Here is a 14,296-nt window from a genome sequence, read left to right on the forward strand (position 1 = left end):
CTCCGGAATCGTTGACCGATCGGCCGGGGCTTTATGGGCGAGGACCGCATATGTCCCGCATGTTTCGCGACGATAGATCTGACTTTTAATTCTTGTCAACAGAAGTCCGCTGATATCCGAAGTAAGGTAGGCCGCATGCCAAGTGGAGCACAGGGTCAGGTTCGGGGGGCGGGCGCGCTGCTGGCCATCCTCAGGGACGGGCAGGCCCGCACCCGCGGGGAGCTCGCCCAGCTCACCGGTCTGTCCAGGTCCACGGTGTCGCAGCGGCTGGACGGGCTGATGGATCACCGCTGGGTGGTGGCCGGAGAGGGCTCGATCTCCTCAGGGGGCCGGCCCGCCACGATGTTCGCCTTCAACGGGGGAGCGCGGGTCGTGCTGGCGGCCGACCTCGGCGCCACGCATGCCCGCCTGGCCGTGCTCGACCTCGGCATGACCGTGCTCGCGGAGCGGGCCGTGGAGCTGCCCGTCGACCAGGGGCCCGAGCGCACGCTCGGCTGCGTCGTGGACGCCTTCCACGAGCTGCTCGCCGCGACGGGTCGCGAGCCGGTGCAGGTGTGCGGGGTGGGCGTCGGCCTGCCGGGGCCGGTCGAGCACGCCTCGGGACGGCCGGCGAACCCGCCGATCATGCCAGGCTGGGACGGCTTCGCCGTGCCGGAGTGGCTCGGCGCGCGGCTGGGCGCTCCCGTCCTGGTCGACAACGACGTGAACATCATGGCTCTCGGCGAGCACTGGGCCGCGCGGCCGGAAGCCGATCACTTGATCTTCATCAAGATGGGCACCGGCATCGGCTGCGGCATCATCTCCGGCCGCCGGCTGCACCGGGGCGCGCAGGGTGCGGCGGGAGACGTCGGCCACGTACGCGTGCCGGCCTCGGACGCGCCGTGCCGGTGCGGCAACACCGGCTGCCTGGAGGCGGTGGCCGGCGGTGCGTCGATGGCGGCGGCGCTGCGTGCCGCCGGAGTCGAGGCGCGGGGCAGCAGGGACGTGGTGGCGCTCATGCGGGCCGGCGACCTCAGGGCCACCCGGCTGGTCAGGCAGGCGGGCCGCGAGGTCGGCACCGTCATGGCGTCGATCGTGAACTTCTTCAACCCGTCCATCATCGTGATCGGCGGCGACCTCGCAGAGGCGGGGGAGCAGGTGCTCGCGGGCGTGCGGGAGACGATCTACAGCCGGTCGCTACCCCTGGCCACACAGCATCTCGGCATCAGGGTGAGCGAGCTCGGCGACCGGGCGGGCGTGATCGGCGCCGCCGTCATGGTGGTCGAGCATGTGCTCTCGCCCGACACGATCGACCGAATCGTCACTAAATGACCGCCATTGACCGCGTCACGCGGGCGTAGTACCAATGAGATCGTTCCTGGCTCACGCGGCGGTGGCATGCCGGCGAGGGCTGGGCACGGATCCGCAGTGACGTGGTCGGCGCACGCGTCCTTCAAGGAAGGGAAACCCCGCGTGAGCCACCTCCATGAGCACGAAGAGGCGCTTGGCCGCCGCTTAGGACTCAACCGCCGCCAGTTGTTCGCGGCCACCACCGGCGTCGCCGCCGCGGCCGCCATCCCGCTGGCCCAGCCCGCGCAGGCCGCCACCCGGCAGCCGCTGATCCCGCCGGGCAAACGCGGCATCATCCTCTACACCGTCCGCGACGCGATCTCCCGCGACCCGGCCTCCACGCCCCTGCCGTCCGGCTTCCGCCGGGTGCTGGAGACGCTCGCCGACATCGGCTACAAGCGGGTCGAGTTCGCCGGCTACCGCCAGCACGCCGGCTCGGAAGGCGGCGCGAACCTGGAGAGCGTCGCAGGCGCCCAGTTGCTGCGTGCCTGGCTCGACGACAACGGGCTCGAGGCCGAGGGCAACCACGGGTTCATCCCCGGTTCGTGGCCGCTGAGCACCGCCGACCTCGACCGGTTCAAGCAGGTCCTGGAGATCGCCAACATCCTCGGCCTGGGGCACATGGGCACCGGCGCCGATCCCACGAACAGCCCGTACAAGAGCGACTGGGACGTCGCGGCGGAGAAGTGGAACGAGCTGGGCCGGATCGCGGGCGAGGCCGGGATCAAGCTCTACACCCACAATCACGACGCGGCGTACGCGTTCCTGCTGGACAGCGGCCCGCTCGACGCGCAGGGACGGCCCACCCGGTCCTCCGGCGTGCGCAAGCTGGAGTATTTCTTCGGGATCAGCGACCCCAGGTTCGTGCACTTCGAGATGGACATCTTCTGGGCGCACGTCGCCCAGTACAAACACCGCACCTTCACCGCGCCCGACGGCTCGACGCAGACCAACATCTTCGACCCGCTGGCCACCGTGCGCGCACGGGAGCTGCGGTTCCCGCTGTTCCACGCCAAGGACGGCACGTCCAACCCGGCCGTGCCCAACGGGTACGACATGGTGCCGTTCGGCACCGGAGACATCGACTACCGCCGCTTCTTCGCCCGGCTGCGGCACATGGGCTTCCACAACCCGATGTACGAGCAGGACAACGCACCCGGGGCCGACCCGGCCCAATCCCTGCGGTACGCGGAGCTGAGCTACGCCAACATGGCCGAGCTGCGCGCCTGAACACAGCCGGACCGCTACGTGATCCCCTGCCGTTGCAGCGGCAGGCATAGCGGTCCGGGTCTCGACACTCCTCCGTCCAAGGAGCAGCATCATCATGCACTTTACCCGAGCGATGACGGCCGCCCTGGTGGCCGCCGCGACCCTCGCGTTACCCGCCGCGCCCGCGCGGGCACAGGACCCGGCCACCGAGTGGTCGAGCTACGAGAAGATCACCCTCACCAAGAACGTGGGCGAGCCCATCGACCTCGCGGTCCTGCCGGACCGGCGGGTCCTGCACACCGCCCGCAACGGCGACATCCGCCTGACCGACCCCGCCACGGGCGTCACGAAGATCATCAACACCATCCCGGTCTACGGCAACTCCGAGGACGGGCTCCAGACGATCGCGATCGACCCGGACTTCGCCGCCAACAAGTGGGTGTACGTCTACTACGCGCCCAAGACCATGACCGCGCCGTACCCGGAGACGACCCCGACCGGCTCGGCCCCCAACTCGCTGCCCGCCGGCGCCGACGACACGTACTGGAACCAGTGGAAGGGCTACAACCAGCTGTCCCGCTTCAAGTGGACGGGCAACGCCCTGGACCTGTCCACCGAGCAGGTCATCATCAAGGTCGAGACGCAGCGCGGGCAGTGCTGTCATGTCGCCGGCGACCTCGACTGGGACGCCGACGGCAACCTCTACCTCGCCACCGGCGACAACACGCCGGCCGGCACGCCCGGCGCCAACGGGTACGCGCCCAACAACGACGCGCCCGGCATGAACCCCGGCTTCGACGCGCGGCGCGGCGCGGGCAACACCAACGACCTGCGCGGCAAGATCCTGCGGTTCAAGGTGGCTGGCGACGGCACGTACACGATCCCCGAGGGCAACCTGTTCCCACCGGGGACGGACAAGACCCGGCCGGAGATCTTCGTCATGGGGGTACGGAACCCCTTCCGCATCGACGTCGACCCGGCGACCGGCACCCTGTCGTGGGCCGACTACGGGCCCGACGCCGGCGCCGGGGACCCCAACCGGGGCCCCCTGGGCTACGTGGAGTGGAACATCACACCGCTCACCAAGCCCATGAACAGCGGCTGGCCGTACTGCACGGGCAACCAGTTCAACTACAACGACTGGGACTTCGCGACCGCGCAGCCGGGGCCATGGTTCGACTGCGCGGCAGGGCCGCAGAACACCTCGCGCTGGAACACCGGCCTCACCCAGATCCCGGCCGCCGTGCCGGCCGACCTGTACTACGGCGACAACAACACCCACCAGCCCGCCGCATGGGCCGGGCTGACCGACTTCGAGCCGCAGGGCGGCCAGGGGCCGATGGGCGGCCCGATCTATCACTACGACCCGGCGAACCCGGCGGCCGGGAAGTTCCCGCAGTACTGGGACGGCAAGGCGTTCTTCGCCGAGTTCTCGCAGGACTACCTGGCGGCCTTCACCGTCACCTACCCGGACGGGCCCGTGACCGCGCTGGAGCACTTCCTGCCTAACAGCGCGCTGCGGACGGCGGTGCAGCCGATCACCGACAGCCCGATGGACATCGAGTTCGGCCCCGACGGCTCCCTGTACGTCCTGGACTACGGCGACGGGTTCTTCCGCGCCAACCCGGACGCCGGGCTCTACCGCATCGACTACACGCCCGACAACAAGACACCCCAGGCGCGGATGGCGGCCGAGCCGACGTCGAGCAGCGGGGCGCCGCTCACGGTCGCGTTCGACGCGAGCGGCTCGACCGACGCCGAGCCGGGGGCGCTGACGTACGAGTGGGACTTCGACGGCGACGGGACGTTCGACGCCACCGGGGCGACGGCCACGCACACGTACACCGAACTGGGGCAGTACGTGGCGCGGCTGCGGGTCACCGACTCCGGCGGCCGGGCAGGGCTCACCTCGACCGAGGTCACCGTGGGCAACACCGCGCCCAAGGTGACCGTTCAGACGCCGCCGGACGGGGCGTTCTTCGACTGGGGCGACGCGGTGCCGTACAAGATCGGGGTGTCGGACGCCGAGGACGGGAACACACCCGTGTGCGGCCGGGTGCAGTGGACGTTCGGGCTCGGCCACGACACGCACGCGCACCCGGAGACCACCGGCACCGGCTGCGCGGGCGCCTGGCCCACCCCGGCGAACGCGCCGGAACACGGCGAGACGGAGAACATCTACGGCGTCGTGGTCGTCACCTACCGCGACAACGGCAATGGCGACATCCCCGGCGCGCTCGGCGAGGCCGCTCTGGTGCTCAACCCGAAGCAGGCGCAGGCCGAGCACGCCAAACAGAGCAGCGGCGTGACGACCACCCCGGACGACGGCGCGTCCGGCAGGGCGAAGGTCACCTCGTTCGACGCCGGCGACTGGATTGCCTACGACCCGGTCAACTTCACCGGGATCAGCGGGGTGCGGACCAGGGCCACCGGCGCCGGGACGCTCTCGCTCCGCTGGGGCTCGGCCACCGCCGAGCCGTTCGCCACCGTCGAGGTGCCGGCCGGTGACGGCTGGCAGACGGTGACGACCTCGTTCGGGGCGGCTCCGTCAGGAAGCGGGCGGCTGTACGTCACCTCGACCGGCGGCGTGGCCGTGGACGTCTTCACGTTCCTCGGCGACGGCGTGGCCGACACCAGCCCGCCCACCGTCACGGCCGCGCTCAACCCGGCCCAGCCGAACGGCCAGAACGGCTGGTACACCGGCAACGTGACGCTCACCGTCACCGCCACCGACGACGGCACCGTCGCGAGCCGCCAGTACTCCCTTGACGGCGGCGCCACCTGGGCCAACGCCAACAACCCCGTGACGCTCAGCGCCGAGGGCGCCAAGGAGGTCCGCTACCGGGCCACCGACAACGGCGGCAACGTGTCCCAGGTCGGCAGCGTCACCGTCAAGATCGACAAGTCGGACCCGGTGCTGACGATGAGCGGGGTCGAGGCCAAGCCGTACGGCGACTCGGCCTCGATCACCCCGGTCCTCACGGCCACGGACGCGGTCTCGGGTGTGGACGCCGTCACCGCCAAGCTCGACGGCACCGAGGTCCCGTCCGGCACGGCGACCGAACTGTGGACGCTGCCGCTCGGCGAGCACCAGCTCACCGGGACCGCCACGGACAAGGCGGGCCGGAGCAGGACGCAGACGGTGACGTTCTCGACCACGACGTCGTACGCCGACCTGCGGACGCTCGTGGCCCGTTTCGCCAAGAACGGCTCGGTGACCCACAAGGCCGCCGCCGAGCTGCTGAAGCAGCTCGACCTGGCCGAATGGCACGACAAGCGAGGCAGACCGGCGCCGGCGATCGACGCGCTGCAGCAGTTCATCAAAATCGCCGAGAAGCGGGACAACGTCCGGAACGCCACCGTACGCGCCGCCCTCGTCCGGGACGCCCAGGCGCTGATCGCCCGGTTGAAGGAGGTATAGCGACGCGTGGGGGAGGGCCCGTCCAGGGCCCTCTCCCCGCCGTGAGACCTAGCGATCGCTCCACTTGATCTCGTACGGCTTCAGCGTCTGCTCCTTGCCATCCACCGTCGTGGTGACCTGACCGTCCGTGGTGTTGACCAGCAGCAGTTGGTCGGGCTGGGCCAGCACCCGGACCTTCGGCTCCGAGGAGGCGAGGTCCTCGAGCTCGGCCCCCGCCGGGAACCACTTGGCGAAATTGCTCACCAGCTCCATGGTCGGGAGCGGGGCGCCGGACTTCGGGTTCCACAGGCAGCCCCGGCAGGCGCCCTCCTTGGCCTGCGGGTTCCAGTACAGGGCGGTGGCGGCGCCGCTCTTGGCGAACTCGATCATGGAGGCGGCCTGGACGGCGAGTCGCTTGTCCTCGGGCCACGTGGTGCCGTCCTCGGGCACGAAATACCACTCCGACCACCAGATCGGCATGTCGTCGGTCTTCTTCCGCAGCCACTCGGTGACCGCGCTGAACTTGCTCAGCGCGCCGAACTCGTCAGGCAGCAGCTCGTGGGCATCGGTCGGCGAGGCGCCGTCGACGACGATGAAGTCGGCGCCCTTCTTGTTCTCGTACCAGTAGTTGAAGGCGTCCAGGACGTTCTGGTTGACCACGCCCCAGTCGCCGCGCAGCTCGGAGTCGCCGCTCCCGTTGCTGTCGAACCCGAGGTACGGGCCGCCGATCTTGGCGTCGGGACGGACCGCCTTCACCGCGTCGTAGACCTTGTTGTACAGCTCCGTGTAGCCCTTGTAGTCCGCGGGCTTGGCGTGGTCCTTCCAGAAGCCCTTGAACTCGTTCCAGACCAGGAAGTAGTCGACGTCCTTGTACCGCTCGGCCACGGTTGCCGCCAGCTTGGCGAAGTCGTCGAAGTGCTGCGGGTAGGGGGCGTCCTCCAGGTGCTCCGCCCAGCCCTCCTGCGAGGTCGGTCCCTCGGGGCCGCCCTTCATCCAGTCGGGGGCGCAGCAGAGGGTGATGATCGGCGTGCCGCCGGACTGCTTCATGAAGCTCGTGCGGCTGTCGAGATCCTCCCAGAAGTACTGCTGCCGCGTGGGCTGGGGGTTGAGCGCCCCGAAGCCCATGATGTGCTGGTTCTGCAGCATCGGCGTGCGGGCCAGCGACTGGGCCACGGTCTGCTCGAACTGCGGGGTGATGTTGTTGGCGCTGGTCCCCGTGTGCGTGAACCCCCAGCGCGGCCAGCCGGGCTCCACGGCCGGCGGCTTCTGGACCTCGGAAGGCGACTGCGCCGGCGACTCCTGCGCCGCCGAGGTCGCGGGATCCGCGCCGGGGGAGGCGGCGGATCCACAGCTTGCTAAGACCACCGCGACCGCGGCGACGGCGATCATCCGGATCGGCCGTCCCCACATCGACTTCCCGCTATCCGAAGACACCTGTGCTCCTCATGATTCGTCTGGCTGAGAGCATCGCACGGGCGGCCGCCCGAGCGGTGATCGCGGACATGATTCTCAGTGAAGCGTTACCGTCGGCCGCGGCTCAGGACCGCACCCGCAGGTCGGCGAAGAGCGCCCGATGGTCGGAGCCCGGCACGTCGTGGATCTCCACGGCGGTCGCGCCGGCCCGGCCGTCGGTGAGCACGTGGTCGATGGCCACCAGCGGCGGGAGCCTGCGCATCGGCCAGGTCGGCACCAATCCCTGGCCGGTGGCCGCCGCCGCGTCCGTGTAACCGGTGGCGAGCAGCCGCCGGAACACGGCGTGGTCGAGCGTGGCGTTGAAGTCGCCCGCCAGGATCCGCGGCGGGCCCGACGACGGCGCGGGCGGCAGCGTGCCCACGCCCGCCTCCCACTCCGGCACCGTCCTCGGCACCGGCGCCACCGGGTGCACGACCACGACCTCCACGGCCGACCCGCCGGGCAGCGCCACCTCCGCCACCGGCATGTGGTGCCCCACCGGCTGGAACACCCCGGAACGTTCCCGCAGCGGGTAGCGCGCGTACACACCGCTGCCCACCGGGCCCCAGGTTTCCGGCTTGGCCACCTGATACGGCAGCAGAGCGTCGAGCCCCGCCGCGGCCAGCCGGTCGCGGGCCGACCACGTCAGCTCCTGCAGGCTGAGCACGTCCACGTTCAACCTGCGCACCAGGTCGACGATCACCTGGGCGTCCCCGCGCCCGCCGTTGAGGTTGGCGGTCAGCACCCGCAGCGGCCGGCCCTCGGCCGAGCCGGACGTCGCGATCGCCCGCGGGACGACGCACGAGGCGAGACAGGCGCACACCGCCAGCATGACCGCGATCGCGGCACGGCTGCGGGTGGCGAGCGCCACCGCCAGCACGACCAGCGCCGCGAGCGCGAAGTACGGCGTGAAGGAGACCAGCGGGACGAGCAGGACCCCCGACTCCAGCCCGCCCAGCCGCACGGCCGTCCCCACGGCGAACAACACCGCGACCCCTGTGGTCAGGCGCGCGGCCCACTTGCGCCGGGGCCGGCCCGGCACCGCCTCGTTCGCGGCGGCCTCCTGTACAAGCACGCCCACGAACCTAAGCGGTCATCATTAAATTTCTATGATGGCGCTCCGGCAGGCCGATCCGGCTCGGTCGGCGCGGTCCCCTTAGCCGAATCGGGGTGCCGGCGGCGGTGTGGGGTCATCGGCCGGGTCACGGAACGCGCACGTGTAGACGTGCTCCCCGGACCCGACGGCGATCGGGCGGGAAGGCTCCGCGGGCAGGTAAATCGTGGCCGTGGCGTTCGGCGGGACGACCACGCGCAGCTCCAGCCGGCCGCCGGCGCGTTCCCAGCCTGCCTCCGCTCGGCCGAAGGGTGTCTCCAGTGCGGCGCTCGCGCGGGTCAGGCCGCCTCCGGGGCGCGGCCGTACCAGCAGCTCACGGTAGCCGGGCGCGGCCGGCGCCAGGCCCGCGACCGTGCGGTGAAGGAAGTCAGCCACCGCGCCGAGGGCGTAGTGGTTGAAAGAGGTCATCTCGCCCGGGTTGACCGTGCCGTCGGGCAACATGCTGTCCCAGCGCTCCCAGATGGTGGTGGCGCCCATGGTCACCGGATACAGCCAGGAGGGGCAGTTGCGCTGGGTGAGCAGGGCGTACGCGGTGTCGTAGGCGCCCACGGAGCACAACGCGTCACAGATGAGCGGCGTGCCGACGAAACCCGTGCCGATGCGATGGTCGTCCTGGGCGACGAGCTGGACCAGCCGGCGTCCGGCCCGCTCCCGCTGCTCGGGCCCGTCCAGCAGATCCAGGCACAGGGCGAGGGCGTAGGCCGTCTGGGTGTCGCAGGCCAGCCGCCCCGACGGGGTGACGAACTCGCGGTGGAAGGCCGCGCGCACCTCCCTCGCCAGCGTGGTGTAGTGCTCGGCGTCGGAGGAGCGGCCGAGCAGCGCCGCGGTGTCGGCCACGATGCGGGCGGTCCAGGCGTGGTACGCGGTGGCGACGAGCGCGTGGTCGGTCCGCGCCTTGCCCGGATTGTCCGGGGGAGCGGCGGGGTCGAGCCAGTCGCCGAACTGGAAGCCCCGGTCCCACAGGTGGGCATCGCCGGTCAACCCGGCCACCTCGTCCACCCAAGCCGTCATGCTCGTGTACTGCGCGCGCAGCAGGGCGAGGTCGCCGGAGCGCTGGTAGAGCACCCACGGGACGATCACCGCGGCATCGCCCCAGGCCGCGGCCGGAGCAGGCGGGAACAACAGCGACACCCACGGCACGTACGGCGGGACCGTGCCGAGCTCGGCCTGTTCGGCGGCCAGGTCGGCGAGCCAGGACGACAGCGGCCCTGTGCAGTCGTACAGGAAGGCGGCGGCGGGGGCGAAGACCTGGATGTCGCCGGTCCAGCCGAGCCGCTCGTCCCGCTGCGGGCAGTCGGTGGGCAGGTCGACGAAGTTGCCGCGCATGCTCCACGTGACGTTCTCGTGCAGACGGTTAAGCAGGGGGTCGGAGCAGTCGAACGTGCCGATGGGCCGCATGTCGGTGTGGCAGACGACGGCCTGGACGTCGGCCGGGTCCAGCTCGCCCGGCCAGTCGTCCACGTGCGCATAGCGGAAGCCGTGCATGGTGAAGCGCGGCTCCCACTCCTCGGGCTCGGCGTCGCCGCGCAGCGTGTACTGGTCGAGGGCCGCCGCGTTGCGCAGCGGCCGCACCGCCAGCGCGCCGCCCTCCAGGACCTCGGCGTGCCGCAGGGTGACGGTGTGGCCGGCCGGGCCCTGGACGCGGATGCGCAGGCGGCCGGAGACGTTCTGGCCGAAGTCGAGGATCGTTTCCCCGGACGGGCCGGTCAGCACCTCGACCGGGCTGAGCGTCTCCACGCGGCGCACGGGTGGGCCGGTCGGGGCCACGAGCCGGGCCGGGTCGTGGTGCAGTACGTCGGCGGGCGGCCAGGAGGAGTCGTCGAAGCCGGGCTCCGACCAGCCCCGGGGCAGGAGGCGGGCGTCGTGCTTCTCGCCGTCGTACAGGCTCGCGGCCGTGACGGGGCCGGTGGCGCAGCGCCAGGCGCCGTCCGTCACGACGGTGTCGTGGCTGCCGTCGGCGTAGGTGATCTCCAGCTGGGCGATCAGGGCCGTGCGGTCGCCGTACACATCGGTCTTGCCGCTCCCGAAGCCGACACGGCCCCGGTACCAGCCGTCGGCCACGGTGGCGCCGATGGCGTTGCCGCCCTCGCGCAGCAGGTCCGTGACGTCGTGGGTGTGGTAGCGCAGGCGGTGTCCGTAGCTGCTCCAGCCGGGGGCGAGCACGTCGTCGCCGACGACGCGGCCGTTGAGCTCGACCTCGTACGTGCCGTGTGCGGTGACGTACAGGCGGGCCCGCTCGACAGGGCCGCGCAGGGTGAAGTCACGGCGGAGCAGCAGGGCGGGCCCGTCCGGCACGCCCAGCAGGTCGAGGGGTGGTGCCGCCGCCTGCGCACGCCATTCGCCGGGGTCGAGCAGCCCCGCCTCCACGTACGACCACGGGCTCCAGTCGCTGGCCGAGCCGTCGGCGCCGTACACGCGCACCCGCGCGCCGCGCCGCTCGCGTGAGCCGAGCTCCGCGCCCGGCCAGGGCACCAGCACCGACTCGCCGGACTCCACGCGGCCGGTCGCCGTGCCGTCGCTCAGCTCGACCTCGTACGCCTGCTGCCGCCAGCCGGGGAGGCCGGTGGTGACGCCCCAGGAAAGGCGAGGGGCGGGTTCGCCGATGCCGAGCGGGTGGCGGTGATGTTCGAAGGTTGGAGCGTGGACGTGCAACGAAGAAGTCATGTCATCCCTTGATGGCACCGGCGGTCATCCCGTCGACGATCTTGCGGTTGAAGAAGACGAACAGCAGCAGCGGCGGGATCGTGATCAGGACGATGTCCATGAACAGCAGGTTCCACTGGGTGCTGTACTGGCTCTGGAAGTTGTAGAGGGTGAGCTGCACGGTGGCGTTCTCGTCGCCCGGGGTGAAGTACAGGGGGTTGACGAAGTCGTTGAACACGGCGACCGACGTGGTGAGAATCACCGTGATGGTGACGGGCCGGAGCAGCGGGAAGATGACGCGGAAGAAGAGCGTGAACCCCGCGCAGCCGTCGATCTGGGCGGCCTCGTCCAGCTCGCGCGGGATGGCCGCGATGAAGGCGCGGAACAGCAGCACCGCGTACGACAGGCCGTAGGCGACCTCGACCAGGATCAGTCCGTGCAGGGTCTTGAACAGGCCGAGCCCCTGCAGCAGCCAGATCGTGGGGACGATCGCGGGCGGGATGACCAGCCCTGACAGCACCAGGAAGTCGGCCACCTTGCCGACCTTGCCGACGCGGCGCTGCAGCACGAACGCGGCCATCGCGGCGAACACCACGATCAGCGCGACGGACGCGACGGTGAGGATCGTGCTGTTGACGTAGGCCCGCAGCAGCAGGTAGTCGCGTGCCTCGATGACCTCGATGAGGTTCTGGACGACGGGCCAGCTGGTGGGCCAGGCGAAGTCCAGGTCGGCGGACTGCACCTGGTCCTTGACCGCGGTCAGCAGCATGAACGAGAACGGGATCAGGAAGACCACGGTGGCCACGAGGAGCGCGATCGTCTCCGCGCTGAATCTCTTGAGAGCTCTCATGCGGCGACCTGCCTCTTGCCGAGGACGTAGTTGAGCGGCACGACGATGGCGGTGACGACGACGAACAGGATGACGTTGCCCGCAGTGGACAGGCCGAAGAAACCGGCCTGGTATTGCTTGTAGATGATCGAGGCGATGGTGTCGCTGGTGAAGCCGGGCCCGCCGCGCGTCATCGTCCAGATCAGGTCGAACGAGCGCAGCCCGCCTATGAACGACAGCAGAATCACCGAATACGTGGCCGGCCAGCTCAAGGGCAGCGTGACGTGCCGGAAGCGGTGCCAGGCGCCGCCGCCGTCCACGGCCACCGCCTGGTAGTAGTCGCGTGGGATGGACATGATGCCCGCGATGTAGATGACGGTGGCGATGCCCACGCCCTTCCACACGTCCACCAGCGCCACCGACAGCAGCGCCGTGTTGGCGTCGCCCAGCCAGTCCGGGCCGTCGATGCCGACCAGGGCGAGGGCCTTGTTGACCAGCCCCGTGTCCGGTCGCAGCAACGCGCTGAAGGTGAAGCCGACCGCCACGGTGGACACCAGCACGGGGAAGAACACCACCGAGCGCAGGAAGCCGCGCAGCCGCAGCTTCGAGGTGAGCAGCACACCCAGCAGCAATCCGAGCACCACCTTCAGACCGCTGGTGACCACCGCGTAGATGAGGGTGTTGGCGAAGCCGATACGCAGGTTCTGCTCGGCGAAGAAGTCGCCGAAGTTCTGCAGCCCGACGAAGGTGCTGTCGAACAACGTCCAGCGGGTCAGCGCGAAGTAGAAGGCCATGACCGTCGGCACCAGGAAGATCACCAGGTAGACGAGGGCGGCCGGCGCGTACAGCGCGTACGGGTAGGCCGCGCGCTGCTTCGAGGCGCGGACCTGCTTGTTCTCGCGGGCCGGGCCGGGCCCCGTGCGGGGCCCGGCGTGCTGCTTGGTCACCATCCCGCGAGCCCCAGCTGCTGAGCCTGCTTCTCCACGTCCTTGTCGTACTGGGCCGCGCCCTCGGCGGGCGGCGTCAGCCCGGAGCCGACGGCGACGGTGATCTGCTCCAGGGACGGGCCCTTGACCGGGGAGACGAACTCCAACGCGGGCGCGGTCGCGCCCTGGTCGACGTACACCTGCAGGTCCTTGGCCACTTGGATGGCGTCATCGGGCAGCTTGGCGCCCTGGATCCGGTACGGCCCGGACGGCTGGACGACCTTGCTGACGGCGTCGGCGCCCGCGGTCGAGGCGATGAAGGCCAGGAACTTCTTGGCCGCGTCCAGGTTCTTGGTGGTCTTGGGGATGTAGACGCCGGCCGGCTCCCAGAGCGTGGCGCCGTTCTTGGCCGCGTCGGTGCCGGGGATGGCGAAGAAGCCGACGTCGGTGGCGGCCTGCGGCATGGTGGCCACCAGGGGCGGCAACGTGGCGCTGAGCATCGGGTAGTGCGCGCCCTCGCCTTCGATCAGCATCTTCATGCCCTGGTCGTTGGTGGCCGAGCCGAAGCCCTTGTTGAGGTAGCCCTTGGCGTGCACCTCCGCCAGATGCTGGAAGCCGGCCAGCGCGGCCGGGCTGGTGGCGAACTTGGCCTTGTTGGCGGTGTAGTTCTGCGCGAAGCTCGCGTCCGCCGACTGGACGTTGTAGAAGTCGCCGAGCACGAGCAGCTGCGAGGTCCAGGTGTCCTTGAAGGTGCCGATCATCGGCGTGATCCCGGCCGCCTTGATCTTGTCGTTGTTGGCCATGAACTCGGCCCAGGTCTTGGGCACCTGCAGGCTGAGCTTGTCGTAGATCTTGCGGTTGTAGAGGATGCCGCCGCCCAAGGCGGTGCCGCCGGGCACGCCGTACGCCTTGCCCGCTTGGCTCACCACCGGCAGGAAATCCTTCTGCACGTTCTGCAGCACAGGGTCGCCGGTGAGGTCGACGAGGGTCTGGGCGGGGTTGAGCGCCTGGAGCAGCGATCCGGAGTTGTACCAGAACACGTCGGTCATGTCGCCGGTCGAGAGCCTGGTCTTGACGATGTTGTCGCCCTCGCTGCCGCCAGGCCGCGTCTCGGTCTCGATCTTGATCTTGGGGTTGGCCTTCATGAAGGCATCCGTGAGCGCCTTGGCCGTGTTGACGGTTCCCGCGCCGTTGTCCACAAGGAACGTCAGGGTGGTCGTGCCGTCGGCGGCTGGCTCGGCGCCTGAGCCCGAGCCGCAGGAGGTCAGGGCAGCTGTCGCGAGAACGGCCACGGCCGCTCCCAGTACGCGGTGCGAGGTCTTCACAACGCCCCTCCGGGTCCGTTGAAACGTTTTAAACGCCCCCGATGCCAGTTAACGTAGGCGTCACATAAG

The 14,296-nt window shown here is 70.2% G+C and carries 9 protein-coding genes; 3 read left to right on the forward strand and 6 right to left on the reverse strand.

Annotation, left to right across the window (positions count from 1 at the left end):
- The first annotated feature begins 135 nt into the window (after positions 1-135).
- The 3 genes from Q9G87_RS09315 to Q9G87_RS09325 all read left to right on the forward strand — a co-directional run bounded on the left by Q9G87_RS09315 (position 136) and on the right by Q9G87_RS09325 (position 5,959).
- Entirely contained in the window at positions 136-1,311 is a 1,176-nt protein-coding gene (locus Q9G87_RS09315) for an ROK family transcriptional regulator (protein WP_305915835.1), read from the forward strand.
- Positions 1,312-1,452: 141 nt separating this feature from the next.
- Positions 1,453-2,559: a sugar phosphate isomerase/epimerase family protein gene (locus Q9G87_RS09320; RefSeq protein WP_305915836.1), complete on the forward strand. Its 1,107-nt coding sequence runs from the start codon at positions 1,453-1,455 to the stop codon at positions 2,557-2,559.
- A 94-nt stretch (positions 2,560-2,653) separates the two neighbouring features.
- Complete coding sequence (locus tag Q9G87_RS09325; protein ID WP_305915837.1) at positions 2,654-5,959, forward strand: PQQ-dependent sugar dehydrogenase; 3,306 nt, start codon at positions 2,654-2,656, stop codon at positions 5,957-5,959.
- A gap of 48 nt (positions 5,960-6,007) precedes the next feature.
- On the opposite strand, the gene Q9G87_RS09330 is transcribed toward Q9G87_RS09325, so the two are convergent.
- The 6 genes from Q9G87_RS09330 to Q9G87_RS09355 all read right to left on the reverse strand — a co-directional run bounded on the left by Q9G87_RS09330 (position 6,008) and on the right by Q9G87_RS09355 (position 14,194).
- Complete coding sequence (locus Q9G87_RS09330; protein WP_305915838.1) at positions 6,008-7,372, reverse strand: glycoside hydrolase family protein; 1,365 nt, start codon at positions 7,370-7,372, stop codon at positions 6,008-6,010.
- Between the two features lie 103 nt (positions 7,373-7,475).
- A complete protein-coding gene (locus Q9G87_RS09335) occupies positions 7,476-8,465 on the reverse strand; it encodes an endonuclease/exonuclease/phosphatase family protein (RefSeq protein WP_305915839.1) in 990 nt (329 codons plus the stop codon).
- A gap of 81 nt (positions 8,466-8,546) precedes the next feature.
- Positions 8,547-11,168, reverse strand: coding sequence for an alpha-L-rhamnosidase (locus tag Q9G87_RS09340; protein WP_305915840.1), 2,622 nt, complete (start codon positions 11,166-11,168; stop codon positions 8,547-8,549).
- A gap of 1 nt (position 11,169) precedes the next feature.
- Positions 11,170-11,997, reverse strand: a complete 828-nt coding sequence (locus tag Q9G87_RS09345) for a carbohydrate ABC transporter permease (RefSeq protein ID WP_305915841.1) — start codon at positions 11,995-11,997, stop codon at positions 11,170-11,172.
- Entirely contained in the window at positions 11,994-12,926 is a 933-nt protein-coding gene (locus tag Q9G87_RS09350; RefSeq protein WP_305915842.1) for a carbohydrate ABC transporter permease, read from the reverse strand. The genes Q9G87_RS09345 and Q9G87_RS09350 overlap by 4 nt, the downstream gene beginning before the upstream one ends.
- Positions 12,920-14,194 (reverse strand): ABC transporter substrate-binding protein, encoded by a 1,275-nt coding sequence (locus tag Q9G87_RS09355; protein ID WP_305915843.1) that lies wholly within the window; start codon positions 14,192-14,194, stop codon positions 12,920-12,922. Before Q9G87_RS09355 ends, Q9G87_RS09350 begins: the two co-directional genes overlap by 7 nt.
- Positions 14,195-14,296 lie beyond the last annotated feature (102 nt).

Source organism: Nonomuraea turcica (genome assembly GCF_030718205.1).
Classification (GTDB): Bacteria; Actinomycetota; Actinomycetes; order Streptosporangiales; family Streptosporangiaceae; genus Nonomuraea.